Genomic DNA, 19566 nt, shown 5'->3' on the forward strand with positions numbered 1-19566 from the left:
CCTATGCTGTAGTCCGGGTGCTAATGGTCGTTTGGGATAGTTCACTTGCTGAATTCGGCTATAGTCTGCAAGTGAAGCCAATCAATGGGAGGTTCACATCTGATGCAAAACCGCTCCTCAACCAGCCAGTCTGGGCTTGAGAATTCAGCTACCGAGCTTAAGGCACCCCTCAAAAGTGCTTTAAGTAGCCTCAATATTACCCTTGAAGAAGAACTAACCCGCTATCGACGACAGCGGCAGGGGCATCCGGCACCGCCGCCCCGCCGATTGAAAGTAAAAAACCAAAGGCCGCTAGATCTCATTACGGTTAAGTCGCCAGGAAGCAGCCCGTCATCAGACCTCTCACCTACTGTTTCGGGGGCAGTACACATTCCACCGCCACCCCCTCCACCCTACAACCCCAATCTAGGAGGTGTGGAGCCACCAGCGATCGCAAACGGTGATGCTACTCAAGTGATTCCCCCTGAAGGGTCTGACAATAGCCCCACGGTGGTAACTGCCTTGGCGACACAGGCTGATCTCAGCCCAGAAAATTATTTAGCTTCTTCAGAGGCTCTCTTGCAGAGTCTGGCAGACGACGATACTTCCACCGACGCGTCCACCTTAGAACCCTCTTCTAGCCGATGGTTAGATAGCTGGTCTACCCCGTTGGGCTTGGGTTCGCTCTTATTGTTGTTAGTCGGCAGCGCCGGACTTGGCTATGTCTTGACCAATCCGGCTGCCCTCAGTCAGGTTCCCTTACTGGGGCGTTTGGCAAAAGCGCCAGCTCCAACCTCTGAATCAGCTTCTCTAGAAGCAGACGGTGATGGTTCTAACGCCGCTGACTCAACTTTTTACTCGTTGGGGCCTGATCTGTCATCCCAAGAATTTGTAGAGCTAAACCTAAACACCCTGAGTACCTTAGAACTCAAACGACTAACCCCCCTTAGCCCTCTGCCTTCTACGGCAACCTCTCAGGCAACCAGCCCCAGCACCGCCACAACCACGCCCGTCGCTCCGACAACCTCAACCCCCGAAACCGCCTCTCCCCCGGTACCCGTTGCCGCAGCCCGCTCAACTTCAACCCCGCCGACTGCTTCAGCGCCAGCCAGCCAGCCACCTAGCCCAGCCGTTAGCCGACCGTCTCCTCCCCCCATTTCGCGCTCGGCTCCTGCGCGATCGCCGAGTGCTCGTCCAACTCCCCCCGCTCCCGCCGCCGCGACGCCTGCCCCAGCGGCGGCTCCAACCCCCGCCGCCAGCAGCCCCCCAGCGGCAGTTAACTATTATGTCGTTGCTGATTACACAGGCGATCAGTCACTTTCAGCCGCGCGAACAGTGGTAGAAGATGCCTATGTGCGCAATTTTTCTGAAGGAGCCCGAATTCAGATGGGGGCTTTTAACAGCGCCGAAGCCGCCGAAAAACTGGCTGAAGATTTACAGTCGCAAGGTATTTCAGCAAATGTACGAGAAGATTAATCTCTCTTAGGCTCTGTCAAGTCGAATGTCTCCTTGCTATGCTTCTATGCAGTAGGGGCTTTCAGTTTTTGGAGAAGAAGCCAATGGGTTTGCTGGATCGCATGAGCCGGGTGATTCGCGCCAACTTAAACAGCTGGATTGGCGGCGCGGAAGATCCAGAAAAAATGCTGGAGCAGGCAGTCGCTGACATGCAGGAAGATTTGATTCAACTGCGTCAAGCGGTTGCTCAAGCGATCGCGACTCAAAAGCGCACCGAACGGCAACAATCCCAGGCAGATGCAACCGCCCGTGAATGGTACAACCGTGCCCAGTTAGCTTTACAAAAGGGAGAGGATGGACTGGCTCGTGAAGCCTTGACCCGGCGTAAAGCTTATCTTGAAACGGCTAACTCAATGAAGCAGCAGCTCGAACAGCAGGCGGGTATTGTCAGCCAGCTTAAAGACAATATGCGAACGCTAGAAAGCAAGCTGGCAGAAGCCCGTACTAAGAAAGATATGTATATCGCTAGAGCCCGTTCCGCCCAAGCTTCGCAAAAGATCAATGAGATGCTGGGGCAAAATACCTCTAGTGGGGCGATCGCAGCTTTTGAGCGGATGGAAGATAGGGTGCATCAGCTTGAAGCCCAGTCGGATGCGATCGCAGAACTTAATGCCGACAGCCTAGAAGCGCAGTTTGCCGCTCTTGAAGGGGGAAACGATGTGGATGCTGAATTAGCTGCCATGAAGTCGCGCATGATAACAGGGAGTGAGCAGGCCAATTTGCCCCCAGCCGAAGAAGATCGCATTTAAGGTTGAACAAACCTTACTCGCGGTAAACAGGCAACGTAAAGTGAAAAGAACTGCCCTGACGAGGCAGCGAGTCAACCCAAATTTGGCCGTAGTGAGCGCGAATAATTCGTTGGCACAACGCTAAGCCCAAGCCATATCCATCCTGAGCATAGTCGCGCTGTAGTCGAAAACTTTCTTCAAAAATTTTCTCCCGGTTTTCGCGGGGAATACCGGGGCCAGTATCTTGAATACTGATTTGAACTTTTTGGGTAGTGCGGTGAAGCGCCGACACGTCAATGCGACCCCCAGCAGGCGTATATTTAATGGCATTGTCCAGTAAATTGACGATCACCCGTCGTATCTGTAACCGATCGGCATAAACTCGGGGTAAATCTTGGGGAATGTCGGTGGTCATGCTTTGAGCTTTCGCCTCAAGTTTGTTGCTCAAAGATTCCACTACTTCCAAACACAGTCCCTTTAACTGCAGAGGTTGAGGCTGCATTTGCAACTCGGCTGAAGCCCCTCGTGCTGCCTGCAAAATATCGGTAATCATGCGATCGATCGCTCGAATCTGAGTCTTGGCATGACATAAAAGCTGTGTTGTTAATTTGGGCGTAAGCTGAGAAGCCCGTTCTGGATTACCGTAGCCCATCTCCAGCGTTTCAATGGCGATTGAAGCTGCTGTTAAAGGATTGCGCAAATCATGAGCCATCATGGCAATGATGCGATCTTTAAACTGAAGTTGAGCCATAAGCGCCTCGTTGGTTTGCTTGAGGCGAAAAATTTCGTCTGATAGCTCAATTAAATTGGCAGAATGAGTCACAGAGCTAAAAGCGGGCTGAACTAAATCGTTGGATTTAGCACCATTTTGCTCAGCCTCAACCAGGGCTGCTCTGTCTATGTACTCTACCTCCTGCTGCCATTGGGGCCACCAGTGGTCTAGCTGAGGCACAATATCGCTGCCAGTAAGGGTTTGCTGCGGCAAAGGTGCAATTTTGATTAAGGCAGGCGTAGCCACTAGCTTGAAATGTTCTGCTAAGTAAGGCTGCTCAGTTACATCAGCCACTTCCAGATAATGGGCGTGTTTTCCCTGAAGTTGCTTCAGGTGAGTGCGAATTTGACGAATCTGCTCTCCTGAGTTGGGCCGCTTGTCGGTAAAAAGAAGGAGCTTGATAGGAGCTTCAGTTTGATTTACCGGATGTGACATATTTCATTCTCAGGCTTTTAGACTCAGCGATCCCTAACAGCGCCCGCCTTTTAATAGCCTATCTCGTTCTGAGAATCAGCAGTCAGCCAATCTGTTGATTTGGCGAACGTAGCACAGTTAGTTTTCTGGCACAGTCTCTAACTTTTTGTAGAAGACAGTTTGAGACACTAACAGGTGTAATAAAGCAAGCAGGCGATTAAAGACCTACTTTTGCGAAACTGGACTTCGGCAAAGTGTAGCTACATTTAGATCGAGTTCCTTGAAGGCTCATCAAACGCTTGCGGTAATATTTTGCGCGGCTCGCTGTCATAAAGCTCTTAAGCAGACTCTAGGCAAAGAGATATTACAGGGACTGGCTGCTAGGTTCGACCTTAGGATCGGGTCAATTACAGTGGAGTTATATGCATAGGTTCATATAGCTCTTATTTAGAAAATTAATGACGTATAGGAATAGCTGAAGTGTTTGCCTCAACTTGCTCCAATAAATTAAAAACGGCTATCTCTCAGTTGGCAAAGGTAGGCCAGCAGAAAAAACTAACCCAGTTGTTCATGCTTTCGGCTGGGATAGGCAGTGGCTTAATGGCGGCTCAAACCTTAGCTGCCCAGGCCGTTGAGCCAGCATCTCAAACACCCCAGTTTACCCCTAGTTTGTCTCAGGCTGCTGAATCTTCAACTGGTTCGCCCTTAGCGATTGATGGCGTTTATCTATACGGGCAATCGCCTCAACCCGAGCAGTTGGGGGCTGCCTACATGGTTTTTGAAGCCCGAGATGGCATGACAATTGGTGCATTTTACATGCCCAATTCTTCTTTTGATTGCTTTTATGGGCCTCTTCAGGCTAACCAAGCAGCTTTGACTGTGGTAGATAGCTACAGTCGCGAGACATTTAGCTACAACCTGGCTTTACAGCAGCAAGATGCGATCGCTGATAGTCAGGGAGCCGCGCCGTTGCAGTTTGATCTCGAAGGATTTTATCGTTTAGCTGAATTGAGCGATCTTGACCGCGAAGTTTTGGCCACCTGTAAAGCCGATCATCAGGAGCAGGTTTGGCAATAGGTTCATAGGCGACCATCAAAAGCATTCAGATTAAACTGGAAGTTACCTAGTTAACTGCCGCTTGCCGAGGGCTGTTTTATCCTATCGATGAATGCTAGAGATGACAACGCGTGAATGCAGCTGAACAAGCCACCAGTGTCGAATTTGCCAGCAAAATCGCGACGGCAGTTCGCATTTTCAAAACCCATTTTCCGGATTTAAGGGTCGATCTCAAACCCTGGACACCCGATCAAGACACGCAAGCCTGGGTTGATCCAGATTCCATTGACTTGGGATTTCACTTTCCGGGCGTCAGCCGTGCGTTTAAGTGTCGCAGCTTGTTGGTGCAAATTCGCTTTTACCACGACCCGATTGAAGCGAGTCGGCGGGTGATTGGTATTGATATAGCTGGTTTTAGCTATCGGGGCAAACAGTGGGCTTTATCCACTATTGAACGCTGGGAATTTGTAGGCACAGACTGCCCCGAAGTGACCGCCGGACAACAGCTAAAACAGTGCTGCCAGGAAGTTTTTGACCTGTTCAATCAGTCTCAAACTCAAGACGTTACGGAGAATTAAGCGGTGTTACAGCCATCCGTTGCCGCTCAATTTTCCGCTTGTGATATTTCACTGATTTTGCAAGCTGCTGAGTTTGCGGCCTACAAACATCGCTCTCAGCGACGCAAAGACCCGGCTCAAACACCCTACATTAATCATCCATTAGCGCTAGCAAAATTGCTGTGGTGCGAGGCTCAGATCTGCGATCCGGTAGTGGTTATAGCGGCTTTACTGCACGATACGGTTGAAGATACCGACACAACGCTCGATGAAATTGAGCAAGTCTTTGGGGCAGGGGTACGGCAGATAGTGGCCGAGGTGACGGACAATAAATCTTTGCCAAAAAGCGAACGTAAACAACAGCAGATAGATCATGCTGCTGCACTCAGCGATCGCGCTAAGCTAATCAAGCTAGCCGATAAAATTGCCAATATCCGAGATATCGCGATCGCCCCGCCAAGCACCTGGTCGAGGGAGCGGCAGTTAGCCTATCTCAACTGGGCCAAGCAGGTCGTCGATCAAATTCGCGGCACTCACCCCCCGCTAGAAGCCTTGTTCGACAAGTGGTATCAGCAAGGTCAACGGCAACTGAGCCAGTAAGCTGTCTTGCTGAATAACCTCTAAACCTTTGGGCTACAATAAAAATTTGCAAAGTAGCACAGGTTACCGCTCTTACGTTTGATTATGAGCAAAGGCACTCTCTTCGATAAGGTTTGGCATCTTCATACGGTCAGTCAACTGCCATCCGGACAAACACAGCTATTTATTGGACTTCACTTAATTCATGAAGTCACCAGCCCTCAAGCCTTTGCCATGCTGAGAGAGCGGGGTCTCAAGGTGTTATTTCCAGAGCGCACTGTTGCCACGGTTGATCACATTGTTCCTACCGAGAATCAGGCTCGTCCTTTTGCCGATACGTTGGCAGAAGAAATGATGGTAGCCCTTGAGCGCAACAGTCAGGAAAATCAGATTACCTTTTACAACGTTGGTTCTGGTAATCAAGGTATTGTCCATGTGATTGCTCCCGAACAGGGGCTAACTCAGCCAGGAATGACGATTGCCTGTGGCGATAGCCATACGTCTACCCACGGAGCTTTTGGCGCGATCGCTTTTGGCATTGGTACCAGCCAAGTACGCGACGTTCTGGCCTCTCAAACCCTAGCGCTCGCCAAACTAAAGGTGCGACGAGTTGAGGTCAATGGCGCATTAAGCCCCGGCGTTTATGCCAAGGATGTCGTTTTACACATCATCCGCAAATTAGGGGTAAAAGGTGGCGTAGGCTATGCCTATGAATTTGCAGGCACCACCTTTGAGCAAATGTCGATGGAAGAGCGCATGACCGTCTGTAACATGGCGATCGAGGGTGGCGCTCGTTGTGGTTATATCAACCCTGATGAAGTAACTTTTGCTTATTTAGAAGGGCGTGATTTTGCTCCTAAAGGCACCGACTGGCAACAAGCTGTTGACTGGTGGCGCAGTTTACGGAGTGACGTTGATGCTGAGTATGACGATGTTGTGGTATTTGATGCCGCCGAAATTGCCCCAACGGTAACGTGGGGGATCACGCCTGGACAAGGGATTGCGGTGAATGAATTCGTCCCCACGCTAACAGAATTACCGCAAGATGAACGCCCGATTGCAGAAGAAGCCTATCGCTACATGGATTTGCAGCCAGGTCAGCCGATTAAGGGAACCCCTGTAGATGTTTGCTTTGTCGGGAGTTGCACCAATGGTCGCATCAGCGATTTAAGAGAAGCTGCTAGGTTTGCTCAAGGGCGGCATGTGGCTGCAGGCGTTAAAGCTTTTGTGGTACCAGGTTCAGAAAGAGTGAAGCAACAAGCCGAAGCCGAAGGGCTAGACCAAGTCTTTTTGGCGGCTGGGTTTGAGTGGCGTGAACCTGGCTGTTCGATGTGTTTGGCGATGAATCCTGACAAGCTGCAGGGACGGCAACTGAGCGCTTCTTCTTCTAACCGAAATTTTAAGGGACGTCAGGGTTCTTCCTCTGGCAGAACTTTGCTGATGAGTCCGGCTATGGTGGTTACAGCGGCGATCAATGGATGTGTTGCCGATGTCAGAGAACTAGGCTAGCGACACTGCCAACCCTGGCCAGATAGAGGGCTGACTGCTGTAGCTAAGGGCAGATAGAAAGCTTTTCTGTTTAGTGGCTTTTAGCTAGTTGCAGTGTCTCAACGCTGGTGCTTATAGCTATAACTGCCTGTAACCGCCAGCCAGCTTGACTGCTGTTGAGATCTGGTTCAAGCCAGTACGCTAAAGGGACAACCTCTGGCGTATTGGTTTGGATGGAGCAAAAAGATTTGGCTGTTAGGAAGCCCCTGCTTTTTTAGAAAACAAAACCAAAACTGTCTTCAAAATCAGCTTGACATCGTACAGCAAGCTCCAGTTTTCCTGATAGCGCAAATCCAGACGAATGACGTCTTCAAATTTTTTGATGCTAGATCTGCCGTTGACCTGCCATTCTCCCGTCATGCCTGGTTTAACATCTAAACGCTGCCATTCTGGAACTTCGTAATTTTCTAACTCATCTGGTGTGGGCGGGCGCGTACCGACCAAACTCATTTCTCCTTTCAGCACATTCCAGAACTGAGGTAGCTCATCTAAGCTCGTCTTGCGCAAAAACCGACCAACCCGAGTGATGCGCGGGTCGTTTTCGTTTTTGAATAAAGGGCCTTCTAACTGATTTTTGACCTGATGCTTGAGCGCTTCCGCGTTCGTCACCATCGAGCGAAACTTCCAGATACGAAATCGCTTCCCCATCCAGGAACAGCGCACCTGGCCGAAGAAAATTGGGCCGTTGTTGTCTAGCTTGATGGCGATCGCAATGGGAACAAACAAGACTGCTGTAATCCCTAAACCCACGATCGCCCCTACAATATCCATTAGCCGCTTGGCCCGCGATGTCACCGAAGGATGAGTCGCTAGAAGCTGACTAGAGGCAGGAAGAGATATAGGCTTGCTTTGCAGAGGAGCGCTGCTCTCTATGGTGAAAATTTGGCCCAGATCGGTAACGGATAAGGCCATCATGACTTGGGCTGAAACGTCCCTCAAAATTAACCGACTGTTGTGGGCTTGACAAAGCCGTCGGCAAATTACCAAAGCCCCAATGCCACTGCTATCAATAAATGTCGTTTCACTAAGATCAAGCACCATCTGCTCTGTTTGAGGATATTGCTCAGGCAGCGTTTGAAACCATTTTTTGAAGGCCGCTGCTTTGAGGACAGTAAAGGAGACGGGTAGCCGAATAATGCACGCTGACCCCTGGACATGGAGCTGATAGTCCATTGGGTTGGTTACATGAGTCATTGGCGTCTTGAAGATAAAGTAAAACGGGTTGGCTGAATGCTAGCTAGATCAGGTTAAAACACTTACTGAATAGCCGATAAGACTACACAGGCTGTCTCTAAAGTGCATTGAATCAGATTCTTCTGGCCAAAAGGGGCGGTATCTTTACCTAAGTTTTACTCAGAGTCAAACTTTTAGGCAAGGTTTTAGCCACCGACCGGAAAAGCTGGATCAGCAAGTTTACTGAAGCTGCGGCGATCGCCTGACGAATCTTTATAAAACCTGAATTGCCCAACGAGCCAACAAGCTATTGGCCTTTTGAATCCGATCGAGCTTAGTTTTCCCGACTAGTTGCACTTTCGTGCCAGTGGCTTAGCAAGCTGTCCGACAACAGCGTCAGGCCGACAAACGTGATGATGCCTAACCCGGTCGTCAGCAGTAGGGCGGCAAACATACGGGGAATTTGCAGGTTGTAGCTTGACATCAAAATTTGATAGGCAATGCCCGAACGGGCTCCCCCAGTACCCGCAACAAATTCAGCAACCACAGCCCCAATTAACGCCAAACCGCCACTGATACGCAAACCGCCGAGGAAATAGGGCATAGCACTGGGCAATCGCAGGTACCATAGCGTTTGCCAGCGATTAGCGCCATAAAGCTCAAACAGGTTTTGCAGTGAATGATCGGCGCTGTTTAAGCCTAAAGTGGTATTTGAAACGATGGGGAAAAAAGCAACAATCCAGGCACAAACTACCAAAGCCGCGAAGGTGTTGTTTTTGAACCAGATGATAATAATCGGCGCGATCGCCACAATAGGCGTTGTTTGTAAAACAACAGCATAGGGAAACAGGCTGCGCTCAATCCATTTACTTTGGGTAAATAGGACAGCAATGAATAGACCTGAAATAACGGCTGCTATAAAAGCCACGACGGTAATTTGCAGCGTTATCAGCAGGGATGGAAAGAGCTGAGGCCATTCGGCAATCAGCGTTTGCAGCACCAAAAACGGCCCCGGCAACAGGTAAGCCGGAATTTGCATTACCTGCACAACGGTTTCCCAAATCAGCAAAACACAGATGCCAACCCCGACGGGCGCGATCACATCAGGCGAAGTGATTTTTTTAAATAGGGAAAGGATGGGGGGAGAAGCTGCTGGCGATCGCCCGTTTTGGGGGCTAGGGGGCTTAGGTGACTCCAGTTTCATAAACTCCATCGATATAGTGTTTCTGGTAGCGCCTTCTGGTTTACCAGCTTCCTAGCCCTGAGTTTGGCTTGGGTTTAACCGAGATGTCTCTATCAATTGCCCTGTTGGCAGGCATTGCCGCAGGCGCTATTGCTAAAGGCAGAAAACAAAATGAAAGGTTTTCTGTCAACAGTTCGCAGCAATTGAAGTGTCTCAACGCTAGCGGCTACCGCTATACAATTTACAGCCGCTAGCTCTCTTCCAGACGACTCTTAAAAGCTAACGCTCCAGGCAAGTCGTAGCAACCCCAAGCTTTCTCGCTGAGATATTTAAGTTGCTAGCCAAACTCGTCAGCCTGCCTGGTTGACGACATTCATTCCGATAGTGGCGAAATTTATCAAATGTAGCGGCAATCGCTCAACACCAGCAAGGCTTGCCTACTGGCTGCATTCCAAGCATTCATCTACGCTTGACAAAAACGCTTGATCTGAGCTGTCAGATACCCGAATCCACATATATTCAACCTGTTCTTCTACCTTAGCGAATCGCTGGCTGAGCTTTTTTCGCACAATGCAAGGCAGCGTTACTGGCCACAACACAGCGATCGCAACCAAAAACATCCAGCTAGAAACTTGAAACTTGGACTCTTCGTCGGCTAAGAGCGCCTGAGATGCGACTGTAAAGGTTAGCAACGCAGGCGTAAAGTAAAGTAACATTTGCAACCAAGTCCATGCAACAACACTACGAGTTTGGCACAGCCATATCTTCAAGCCCTATCAGCATCAGTACGGATTTTTTGCTTAAGTATTTTTACCTTACCTATGTGTTGGAATATGCTGCTAGTCGTCTAAGTATTCTGTAGGTTTTGCCGAGCTGATTGAACCAGATACTTAGGTTAAAGCAGACCAAGCCCGCAAAACCTCAGCTACGCTCCAAGCCTGGGCGGGGCAACCGCGTGGAGTAAAAGGTGGATCGCCGTCAAAAATTTCACTCAGGCTACCTATCCCGTGGTCATGCAGGTGATGAGCCATTGGCTCTAAAAAAGTTCGTGCCTGCTGGCGATCGCCGTATACGTTGAAGTGAGCCAGGGCAAAAGGTCCGAGTAGCCAACCCCAAACAGTACCCTGGTGGTAAGCGCCATCTCGCTGATAGCGATCGCCGCCATATTGTCCGTGATAGTTAGCGTGATGGGGGGCCAGCGATCGCAGGCCGTAGGAAGTCAATAAAGCTCGTCCACAAGCATCAACAACCTGCTTCTGCCGAGCCGCTGTTAACAATGGGGGAACATGGCGTCCGGCTGCTAGCGGCAGTGCCACTGCAAAAATTTGATTGGGGCGGAGGCTGGCATCGTCGCCATCAGGGCCATCAATCAAGTCGTAGCAGTGCCCACCAGATTCGTGCCAAAAGCGGTTGAACTGGGCTTGAATACGCGTGGCGATCGCCGCATAATCTTTGGCTGGCTGGCCTAGAGCCTGGGCAAATTGAACCATTGTTTGCACAGCGCTGTACCACAGGGCGTTGATTTCTACTGGCTTACCGATACGTGGCGTAACCACCCAATCGTCCACCTTGGCGTCCATCCAGGTGAGCTGGACACCCTCTTCTCCAGCGTAGAGTAAACCGTCAGTATCCAAATGGATGTTGTAGCGTGTGCCCCGGCAATGCCAGTCAATAATTTCAGCCAGCACCGGAAAGATCTGCTCAAGCAGTGCCGCATCTGCCGTTGCTTCGTAGTAAAGCCGTACCGCTTCAAAATACCAAAGGGTTGCATCAACGGTATTGTATTCGGGTGTTTCTCCTCTATCGGGAAAGCGGTTGGGTAACATGCCTTGATCGATATAGCGAGCAAACGTTCTCAAAATGGCTGCGGCTACGTCTGGGCGTCCGGTGGTTAGCGTCAGACCGGGTAAGCTAATCATTGTGTCGCGTCCCCAATCCCCAAACCAAGGATAGCCAGCGATTAGGGTTTGGCCGCTACCAGGGCTATCAGCCGAGCGCTCAACGATAAACTGATCCGCCGATAGCACCAGTTGACCAATCCAATCCGGGGCTGATTGAGCGCTCGACGATGAGCTGCTCTGCCAGCGATCAATGAGGTTTTGTTCGTATGTGCGACGCTGAGCCAAAACAGCTTCAGCTTCTAAGCAGGCATTGGCTGCCGTACTGGCAATGAGCGTGATTGACTCGTTTGGCGCTAAAAGCACCTCAACTGTTGCCACCTGTAAATGATCTTCTTGATCGCGCAAGCCCCGGTAGCGCTCTAAAGCCAAGTCAAAGCGATAGTGCCATTGGTGAGTCGGTTGTAGATGAGCGCGATCGCAGAAGAGGTAGAAGGGGACGGCTGTAGCGAAGGCTTGAATTCTTAGCCCATGAGAAACAGGTGCGATCGCCATCTGCCAGCCTTTGGCCTGCGTATCTCCGTGATAGTCGCGGTAGTTTACCAGTACTTTTAGCGATAGGGTGAGGGGCTGACTGGCTCGATGTAAGCAATAGCGGACATAGGTTGTATTTTCCCCTGGTGGCATCCAGATTTGCTTGTCGAGCAAAGCATCCCCACAGGCAAATCGCCAAACTGGAAGCGTACCTTCTAAATGAAAGCTTTCTAGTAAGCGATCGCCACGGGGATTAAGGCTACCGTCTCCCCAGCGATTGACATAGAGCGGATACAAGCGACCGTCATAAAGGATGGTTTCATCGGCCTTGGTCACTAACAAGGTACGACCTAGAGGCGGCTTCAGCGCCGCTACCAAAAGGCCGTGGTAACGTCGCGTCAGTAGCCCTGCCACAGTGCCAGCCGCATAGCCACCTATGCCATTAGTCACCAACCACTCGCGTCGTTCTGCGGCTGGTAGATAACCACAGATCTCTCGGCCAAATTCAATTGTCATGGCTGCTAAACCTATCTAGTCGTCAACTGTTGTCAGAGACGCGTGCGACTAGCTGGCAGCGCCAATGCTGTTAAGCCAGCAGAGCGACCTTTAGCCGTGACAGCTCATCATCTCCGTCTAGTCTCTACCCTACGGTGAATGTATGAGCGTAACGAGATCTGCCCGTGAAGATTTAACGTCCTCCCCCAGAGTCTAAGCGTTCAGGCTTGCCATTGCTGGGGGGACGATAGGCTGATTTTTGCCGCAAACGATTGCGACGGCGGCTCCGAATACTTTCTGCGGTGTAAGCCATAGGTAGATTTCTGAGAAAATATAAAAGACTGGCTTTGCCAATAAATTTGGCTTCAAAGTCAAGCCATCTCTTTCCGGATCTTTTGACTAATCGCTATGGCTGAGCTATGAACTGGTTGCAGGTTGAAGGGGTTGTCATTGCTGGACACCAGGTTGCCTCTGGAGCGGCTACTGATAGCCCTTATCCAGCCGGTACTATTGCGCTGCAAACGCCAGCTTTTCAAGAACGGGGCCTCGATATTAGCGTTTACCATCCGGCGACGCTCAACCTCTCGATTGCTCCCTATCACTTAGCGCTGAAATCACCGGCCTATCAGTTTCCCCATGTTCGCTGGACGGAACTGTGTCCGCCTGAAACTTTTTCATTTTGCGATTGCCAGCTTAGTTTTGCGGAAAACGTCTACAGCGGCTTGGTTTACTATCCTCATCCCGAAACTAAAGTCCGGCATTTTCAACCCGCTTCTTTGATTGAGGTGCTGGCTCCAAAAATTCCTGATATTACTTACGGCACCCATTTGCAGCTAAGGCTTGACCCGGCTCAGGTGAAGCTGACTCTCAAAGAAGCTTAATAGTTTTGGCCAGTCGTCAGGCGATCGCTAGTTAGCGGGCAACTTAAGCATAAGTCTTGGCACCCACCTCATGTCTGCCCCCTCTTCTAAACCCATTTTGCAAGGGCGGCTGTATCAGCTAGAACGCCAGCCCTATGCTCAGTTTATTTGGCCTTTAGTTCAGGTCAAACGAGTTTTTCAGTTGGCTTACGACCTGCTTTTAGGGCTGATGTGGGATGAGTTGGTAAAAGGACGACGCTACAGCAACACACTCACCAGTTTGCTGCTTTTGCTGATTTTTGCCGTTTTATCTTTGCTGTTTTACTATCTGCGAGATTTTGACCACTGGCTTTTTATTGGCTTCGGATTGTTGTGGTGGTTTGACGTTGGTTTTGCTAAGCAGCAGTACTTTTGCGGACAAACTTACCAGCAAGTTGCCGTGGCTGAGAAGGCAGACGACGAACTCGAAGTTGTTGTGCAGAGGCGTCAGCAAACTGCTGAGCAAGCCAAGTTTCGGCGATCGCAAGTAGATTATATTTTGATCAAACGGCAGCAGGTTCGCGGGGGTGCCTTTAAAGAAACGTTGACTTATATCTGGCAGGGAAATATTGTCTTACGCGATCGCACTCAGTACCTCGTTTTTGAGAAACAATCGGCGCTAACCGCTTTGAAAGCAGCCCGCAAGCTGGCTCACTATCTACACGATATCCCCGTTATTTTTGCCCATAGTCAAGGCCAAAGCAGATATGCGGCAGAGCCATTAACCACTCAGACGCGGCTGCAACCGCAGCAGAGCGCTAATACTATTCATCAACGGCAGCAGCAGCAGCAGTGGCATATTTTCGTCCGCTGGAATTTGGGTAGTGCTTGGCGCATGCTGAAAGAAGCGCTGCAACAGTCAGGATTTTTACTTTTTGTCGTTCTGACGACCAAGTTTATGGCGCAAACAGGCGAACTGCTGCATCAGATCTGGCTACAAGCCAATTCGCCAGTAGTGATTTTCTTACCCTCCTTGAGAGGGCTTAGCCCAGAGTGGCTCGATTGGTTAGAGGTGGCGATCGCTTTTGGCTTAGTTTTGGGGAAAGGGCTAGAAATTAGTCAGGAAGAGCATTTCTATATCAATGCCAAACGGCTGTCTTTTTGCCTCAATCGCCGCCAAATGGCTCAGCTTAAAACCGCTGAGGTGGACACACTCTTATATTTGCGATCGCCTGAGCCAATGCTGCTGATTGCAGATCAGACTCAGGCGATCGAAGTTAAGGGGCTACAGACTGAAGCAGAGTTTCAAACCTTGCTTGCTCAGCTAGAGCAGGCTATTGCCAGTGTTGGCAAACCTTGAGGCTGATGAAGCTTCAGCGCTGAACCTGATATTTGAGGCTGCTTGGGGCTGGAGCCGCCGCATACTCTATTTGCCACCTTTAGCATCGTTGATTGCTTCTTTGATGATGGCTTTAAAGGCTTTGCCAAAGGCTTCTTCGGTCGCAGGTGGCTTTTTGGGTTTGCTAAATAGCCAGGTTGGCAAGGGTAGCCAACCGGGTTTCCCTTGTTTTTCGCCCCCGCCCAGCATTTCGACAGACCAGACAAACAATACGAATGCGACAATGCCTGCTGCAATCGGTTCGAACATCGCTATCTCAGTAGTAAATGGGTATGTTCTTGACTTAATTCAGAGGAACACAGACTAATTCCTGAAAGTTAACCATTTTTTGGATAAACCATCCAAACCCATTAAGTTTGGGTGAAATTGAGCCTGAAGCGGCTGATTTTTAGAGAAAACGTCAACCGCCATTCACTTAGCTTCAGCTAGCCCTGACCTAAACTGTGTCCGAATATAGCAAAACATCCTCAGCCTAGATATCTGTTAACAATTAATTAAGTTTTCTCAAGGGGTATATCTGTTTTCAGATTTGGGTCGGTAGGGCGATCGCTTGGTTCCGCAAGGTTCTCAGTCTGTGAGCAAATTTTTGCCCCCATGAAGCTGCTCTATGCGATCGCTCAAATCCTGGTTACGCTAGAACTACAAGGCCAGGGAGCGAAGCCACAATGAATGCCGACGAAGTGTTTAGTAAAGCCAATTACCTGTTAAGAAAAAAAAGGTACGCTCAGTGGCATCGGCTGCAAAGTAAGCTACAAATTTTGCGATCGCAAGTGGGTTTTACTGAATCAGGTTCTTCTCGGCCCAAAGCCTGCCTGGGCTGTCTCAACTATCACGGCGTCAGCTACGGTACCAGCAAAGAGAGTCGCCACCTGCTGGTTTGCGCCATGCATCCTTATGGCTGGCAGTCCCCCTCTCCTTGTCCGGATCGGCAGCTCACCAAACCTTCTTAGCGTTAAGTTCCAACCTGAATAGATTCCTCGTCACCTACGATACTGTCGCCATTGGGGAAGCGCCTTATTAAGTAAACAAGCTTACTTAGGATAAGGACGCACTGCACGATGACGTATACCGTAGACGCTCAGTTGGTCGATCGCACGCAAGCAGGTCAAGACTATCCCCTGAGTGCCGTTCCCACCGAGGCGCGTAAACCAATCTGGTCGCTAACGCTTTTGCTCATAGGGTTTGCGCTTACTTCCACAACGCTGTTTGCTGGCGGTGCTATTGGCCCTGCTTTTAGCTTTTCGGGCATCCTCAGCGTGATTTTGCTGGGCAATGCCCTTTTGGGTCTTTATTGCGCTGCTTTGGGTTACATTGCGGCTAAAAGCGGTTTAACGACGGTTTTAATGGCTCGCTTTAGTTTCGGGGATATTGGCTCACGCTGGGTAGATTTCGTCATGGGGTTTACCCAAATCGGCTGGTACGCATTTGCGACAGCCGTTGTGGTTCAAGTCTTGGTAGAGCTGCTCAATCTGCCTGATAGTCCTTGGCTCTATGGCCTTTTGGTGCTGATTTTTAACTATGGCTTTTGCGCTACGGCCTATATTGGCTACCGGGCTATTGATTGGCTCAGTCGGCTAGCAGTGCCTGCGATGCTGATTTTGGTTGTGGTGAGTCTGGTTCTAGCGGCTCGCGATTTTGATGCTGCCCAGGTGGCCACCCCCACGGGAGAACTGAGTTTTGGGGCTGCTCTGGCCATTGTGATGGGGACTTTTATTTCGGGGGGGACACAATCGACCAATTGGAGTCGCTTCGCTAACTCCGGCAAAAATGCGGTTTGGGCGACGCTGTCCGCCTTTTTCTTGGTCAACGGGCTGCTGGTGTTTGCTGGGGCTTTTTCTACGCTGGTATACGGCACCCAAGATCTCATTCAAGCCATGGCTACTCAAGGCATTTTGGCGGGTGGCTTAATACTGCTGATTCTCAATGTTTGGACGACGCAAGATAACACCATCTATGCCTTTTCGGTAGCTGGCGCTAATATGTTTCGCACGTCTAAGCGCCATGCGTTTGTTTTAGGTGGGGCAACCTTAGCGCTGGTTTTAACGCTTTCCGGTATTTATGACTTGCTGCCAACGTACCTAATTTTTTTGGGAACGGTGATCCCCCCGGTGGGCGGCATTATTATGGTTGATTTTTGGCTTCGCCATCGCGGTCATTTTCCTTCGCTCTCGGCTCGACTGCCTGAATTTAATTGGGCTGGCATGATTGCCTATGCAATTAGTTCTGCGATCGCTTATCTGAGTGGTGTTTACGACTGGGGGGTAGCTCCGGTCAACGGCATTGTCAGCGCGGCTGTGCTGTATGCCGTGCTGATAAAAGTAGTGCCGCAGCCAATTCGCGATCGCGTTGTCTAGCCTTTCCGCTAGAATCGGTATGCCCTCCGTAAATGAGTCATGTTCTTTAGCGTTGTCATTCCCACCTACAACCGCAAGCCAATTTTAGAAAAATGCCTGCGGGCTATGGAGCATCAGACTTTAGCACCGCAAAGTGCAGTCACAGGCTATGAAATTGTGGTGGTGGATGATGGTTCTACAGACGGTACGGTAACCTGGCTGCAAACCCACGCCGCTGCCTTTCCCCATGTCCGCTTGTTTGAGCAGACTCACCTCGGCCCAGCCGCTGCCAGAAATTTAGGCGTTGAGAAGGCCAAGGGCGATTACATTATTTTTATTGATAGCGATTTGGTGGTGCTAGCAGGCTTCTTACAAGCTCATGCGGATGCTCTACAACGCGGTTTGCAAGCAACGGGTAGCGATCGCGTTTTTACCTACGGTACCGTTATCAATACCTGTAATTTTGAGACGCCTACGGCTGAACCGTTTAAGATTACCGATTACTCACGAGCCTATTTTGCGACTGGCAATGTAGCGATCGCCCGCCAGTGGTTAGAAAAAGCCGGACTGTTTGACACCCGTTTTCAGCTCTATGGTTGGGAAGACCTAGAGTTGGGGGTGCGGCTAAAACAGTTGGGTCTGAAGCTGATTAGCTGCCCGGAAGCGGTAGGGTACCACTGGCACCCCCCCTTTACCCTCGATCAAATCCCTAGTCTGATTGATAAAGAAATTCAACGCGGTCGCATGGGCGTACTGTTTTATCAAAAGCACCCTACTTGGGATGTTCGGCTGATGATTCAGATGACCTGGCTACACCGAATTTTATGGGGTGGGCTAACGCTGGGTGGGGCTTTAAACGAGCGCACAATGGCTCCCCTGCTGCGCTGGCTCATCAACCATGGTAAACCGCAACTCGCGTTAGAAATTGCCCGCATTTTTCTCAACTGGTACAACGTTCAGGGCGTTTACGCCGCTTATCGAGAAGCCCAGTCGTCCTAAAGAGGGGCGCTAAGCGGGTATTAGCTAACCCGCCGTTACCCCCTGTAGCAAACGTCGGCGATCGCCGCTGCTTCTGGCCAATTTGCCTTTGGCGATCAAAGCCGCTGCCAGAAAAGCTTTTTTAACGTCTGCTGCCTTGAGCAATCACTAATACCGATCCAGCAGTAGCTTCACTTCCTCGTCAAAGCTGAGGCTATGCATGGCCTCCCACTCGGCTTGTCGCACGGCTAAATAGGTTTGGGCTAAGGGTTCGCCTAAGGCAGCCATCAGGCAGGTATCTTGACGAAAGTGCTCGATCGCGAGTTTTAAGTGGGTCGGTAAGCGATCGATGCCGCGCCGAATTTGCTCGGCCTCAGGCATTAAACCTGGATCAACCTCGACTGGATGCGGGGGAGAAAGCTTTTGCCGCACCCCCTCCAAGCCAGCGGCGATCACCGATCCCAAGGCTAAATAGGGGTTGGCAGATCCATCCACCGTCTTTAGCTCAAAATGGGTAGGACTTGGCTCAGCCGGATTGGTGGGTACGCGAATAGCTGCTTCGCGGTTGTCATAGCCCCAAGCCCGAAAAGCGCCGCTCCATAAATGAGGCCGCAGTCGGCGGTAAGAGTTGGTGCTAGGAGCCGTTAGCAGCATTAAGGCAGGTAGATGCCGGAGAATGCCAGCAATAAAGGCTTGGGCAACGTCGGATAGCGCTCCTTGGCCGTTGGGGAGAATATTGTTGCCCTCCTGCCAGAGACTCAAGTGCAGATGACAACCACTGCCCGCTGAGTTTTCAAATACTTTAGGCAAAAAGGAAGCCATTAAATGGTGCTGGCGAGCGATGGCGCGAACAGTTTCGCGAAAAGCAATTTGCTGATCAGCCGCTGCCAGGGCAGAGGCATAGCGAACAGAAATCTCTTGCTGACCGGGGCCAGATTCAGGATAGTACTGCTCTACAGCGATATTTTGGGCAATGAGGGCATCGGCGATCGCATCAATCACGGGCTGGTGTAAATCTATTGCCAAACTAGCGGCAAACGGGGTTTCGTCAGCTGGCAAGGGGCGATCGCCTGTTTGTTTTAATAGATAAAACTCATTTTCGAAGGCGGCCTGAACTTGTAAGTCTAAGTCAGCCGCTGCCTGCACCATACGGCGCAAAAAGTTGCGAGGGCACCAAGGCCAAGGCTGTCCGGCTTGCATCATATTGCCGAGAACCCGCGCATGGCTAGGCGCATAGGGCAGCACTGTTAAAGTCGGCTCATCTGGAACCAACCAGACTTCGCCCACAGGGCCTAAGCCGCTGTCGGCTGCTGGCGCATCAACCATCACCGGAACCGCCTGCTGAGCAACTGAAAGCCCGACTCCCTTGTGCCAGTGTTGCGTCAAGGCTCCGACGTGAATGGCTTTAGCGCGAATAACGTTGCCATTGTCACACCACAACACCCGCACAAACCGGACTCCTTGATCGGCTAAAAACGCTGGCGAGATCTCTGGCATTTCTGGCTACCTGCTGCTTAAACTCTGGCCAAATCTTAGCGCTTCTGGCTGGCTTAGACGGTTGAGGCCAGCCTGAAAAGCTAGGTTATTGCTCTTTGTTTAAACCGAGGTCAACGTTGGCGGCTTCGCAAGCTGAACTGACCTAAAGA

General features: G+C 50.6%; 19 protein-coding genes. 12 read left to right on the forward strand and 7 right to left on the reverse strand.

The annotated features are described in order from the left end of the window. The first annotated feature begins 102 nt into the window (after nt 1–102). Both ACTS3T_RS15255 and ACTS3T_RS15260 read left to right on the forward strand, forming a co-directional pair. Entirely contained in the window at nt 103–1455 is a 1353-nt protein-coding gene (locus ACTS3T_RS15255; RefSeq protein ID WP_377966090.1) for an SPOR domain-containing protein, read from the forward strand. A gap of 83 nt (nt 1456–1538) precedes the next feature. Next, nucleotides 1539–2243 (forward strand): PspA/IM30 family protein, encoded by a 705-nt coding sequence (locus ACTS3T_RS15260; protein ID WP_377966088.1) that lies wholly within the window; start codon nt 1539–1541, stop codon nt 2241–2243. 13 nt (nt 2244–2256) lie between these two features. Here the strand turns inward: ACTS3T_RS15260 and ACTS3T_RS15265 are convergent, their stop codons facing one another. Continuing rightward, a complete protein-coding gene (locus ACTS3T_RS15265; protein WP_377966086.1) occupies nt 2257–3429 on the reverse strand; it encodes a histidine kinase in 1173 nt (390 codons plus the stop codon). A gap of 459 nt (nt 3430–3888) precedes the next feature. On the opposite strand from ACTS3T_RS15265, the gene ACTS3T_RS15270 reads away from it, so the two are divergent. The 4 genes from ACTS3T_RS15270 to leuC all read left to right on the forward strand — a co-directional run bounded on the left by ACTS3T_RS15270 (nt 3889) and on the right by leuC (nt 7109). Beyond that, a complete protein-coding gene (locus ACTS3T_RS15270; protein ID WP_377966084.1) occupies nt 3889–4485 on the forward strand; it encodes a hypothetical protein in 597 nt (198 codons plus the stop codon). Nucleotides 4486–4595: 110 nt separating this feature from the next. Further along, nucleotides 4596–5042 (forward strand): hypothetical protein, encoded by a 447-nt coding sequence (locus ACTS3T_RS15275; RefSeq protein ID WP_377966082.1) that lies wholly within the window; start codon nt 4596–4598, stop codon nt 5040–5042. A 45-nt stretch (nt 5043–5087) separates the two neighbouring features. Continuing rightward, a complete protein-coding gene (locus tag ACTS3T_RS15280) occupies nt 5088–5621 on the forward strand; it encodes an HD domain-containing protein (RefSeq protein WP_377966222.1) in 534 nt (177 codons plus the stop codon). A gap of 84 nt (nt 5622–5705) precedes the next feature. Next, nucleotides 5706–7109, forward strand: coding sequence for a 3-isopropylmalate dehydratase large subunit (leuC, locus tag ACTS3T_RS15285; protein ID WP_377966080.1), 1404 nt, complete (start codon nt 5706–5708; stop codon nt 7107–7109). Between the two features lie 234 nt (nt 7110–7343). Here the strand turns inward: leuC and ACTS3T_RS15290 are convergent, their stop codons facing one another. Together ACTS3T_RS15290 and ACTS3T_RS15295 are read right to left on the reverse strand one after the other, a co-directional pair. Continuing rightward, a complete protein-coding gene (locus ACTS3T_RS15290; protein WP_377966078.1) occupies nt 7344–8342 on the reverse strand; it encodes a sugar transferase in 999 nt (332 codons plus the stop codon). Between the two features lie 313 nt (nt 8343–8655). Beyond that, complete coding sequence (locus ACTS3T_RS15295) at nt 8656–9525, reverse strand: ABC transporter permease (protein ID WP_377966076.1); 870 nt, start codon at nt 9523–9525, stop codon at nt 8656–8658. Between the two features lie 83 nt (nt 9526–9608). Between ACTS3T_RS15295 and ACTS3T_RS15300 the strand changes: the two genes are divergently transcribed. Further along, nucleotides 9609–9758 carry a hypothetical protein gene (locus ACTS3T_RS15300; protein ID WP_377966074.1) on the forward strand — a complete coding sequence of 50 codons (150 nt, stop codon included), beginning with the start codon at nt 9609–9611 and terminating at the stop codon, nt 9756–9758. A gap of 183 nt (nt 9759–9941) precedes the next feature. Here ACTS3T_RS15300 and ACTS3T_RS15305 read toward each other — a convergent pair whose 3' ends face one another. Continuing rightward, on the reverse strand, nt 9942–10220 hold the full coding sequence (locus ACTS3T_RS15305; protein WP_377966072.1) for a hypothetical protein: 279 nt from the start codon (nt 10218–10220) through the stop codon (nt 9942–9944). Between the two features lie 174 nt (nt 10221–10394). Next, nucleotides 10395–12392 carry an amylo-alpha-1,6-glucosidase gene (locus ACTS3T_RS15310; protein ID WP_377966070.1) on the reverse strand — a complete coding sequence of 666 codons (1998 nt, stop codon included), beginning with the start codon at nt 12390–12392 and terminating at the stop codon, nt 10395–10397. Nucleotides 12393–12790: 398 nt separating this feature from the next. Here ACTS3T_RS15310 and ACTS3T_RS15315 point away from each other — a divergent pair, with 398 nt between their 5' ends. Continuing rightward, nucleotides 12791–13252, forward strand: coding sequence for a hypothetical protein (locus tag ACTS3T_RS15315; protein WP_377966068.1), 462 nt, complete (start codon nt 12791–12793; stop codon nt 13250–13252). 70 nt (nt 13253–13322) lie between these two features. After that, nucleotides 13323–14570, forward strand: a complete 1248-nt coding sequence (locus ACTS3T_RS15320; protein ID WP_377966066.1) for a hypothetical protein — start codon at nt 13323–13325, stop codon at nt 14568–14570. Nucleotides 14571–14636: 66 nt separating this feature from the next. Here the strand turns inward: ACTS3T_RS15320 and ACTS3T_RS15325 are convergent, their stop codons facing one another. Then, nucleotides 14637–14858, reverse strand: a complete 222-nt coding sequence (locus ACTS3T_RS15325) for a hypothetical protein (protein WP_377966064.1) — start codon at nt 14856–14858, stop codon at nt 14637–14639. Nucleotides 14859–15274: 416 nt separating this feature from the next. Between ACTS3T_RS15325 and ACTS3T_RS15330 the strand changes: the two genes are divergently transcribed. The 3 genes from ACTS3T_RS15330 to ACTS3T_RS15340 all read left to right on the forward strand — a co-directional run bounded on the left by ACTS3T_RS15330 (nt 15275) and on the right by ACTS3T_RS15340 (nt 17941). Further along, nucleotides 15275–15559 carry a hypothetical protein gene (locus tag ACTS3T_RS15330; protein ID WP_377966062.1) on the forward strand — a complete coding sequence of 95 codons (285 nt, stop codon included), beginning with the start codon at nt 15275–15277 and terminating at the stop codon, nt 15557–15559. Nucleotides 15560–15667: 108 nt separating this feature from the next. Next, nucleotides 15668–16963, forward strand: coding sequence for a cytosine permease (codB, locus tag ACTS3T_RS15335; RefSeq protein WP_377966060.1), 1296 nt, complete (start codon nt 15668–15670; stop codon nt 16961–16963). A 39-nt stretch (nt 16964–17002) separates the two neighbouring features. Beyond that, nucleotides 17003–17941 carry a glycosyltransferase family 2 protein gene (locus ACTS3T_RS15340; protein WP_377966058.1) on the forward strand — a complete coding sequence of 313 codons (939 nt, stop codon included), beginning with the start codon at nt 17003–17005 and terminating at the stop codon, nt 17939–17941. 147 nt (nt 17942–18088) lie between these two features. Here the strand turns inward: ACTS3T_RS15340 and ACTS3T_RS15345 are convergent, their stop codons facing one another. Next, a complete protein-coding gene (locus ACTS3T_RS15345) occupies nt 18089–19417 on the reverse strand; it encodes a glutamine synthetase family protein (protein ID WP_377966056.1) in 1329 nt (442 codons plus the stop codon). Between the last annotated feature and the right edge of the window lie 149 nt (nt 19418–19566).

The sequence above is a fragment of the Almyronema sp. genome (genome assembly GCF_052168255.1).
Taxonomy (GTDB): Bacteria; Cyanobacteriota; Cyanobacteriia; order Phormidesmidales; family Phormidesmidaceae; genus Sphaerothrix; species Sphaerothrix epifaneia.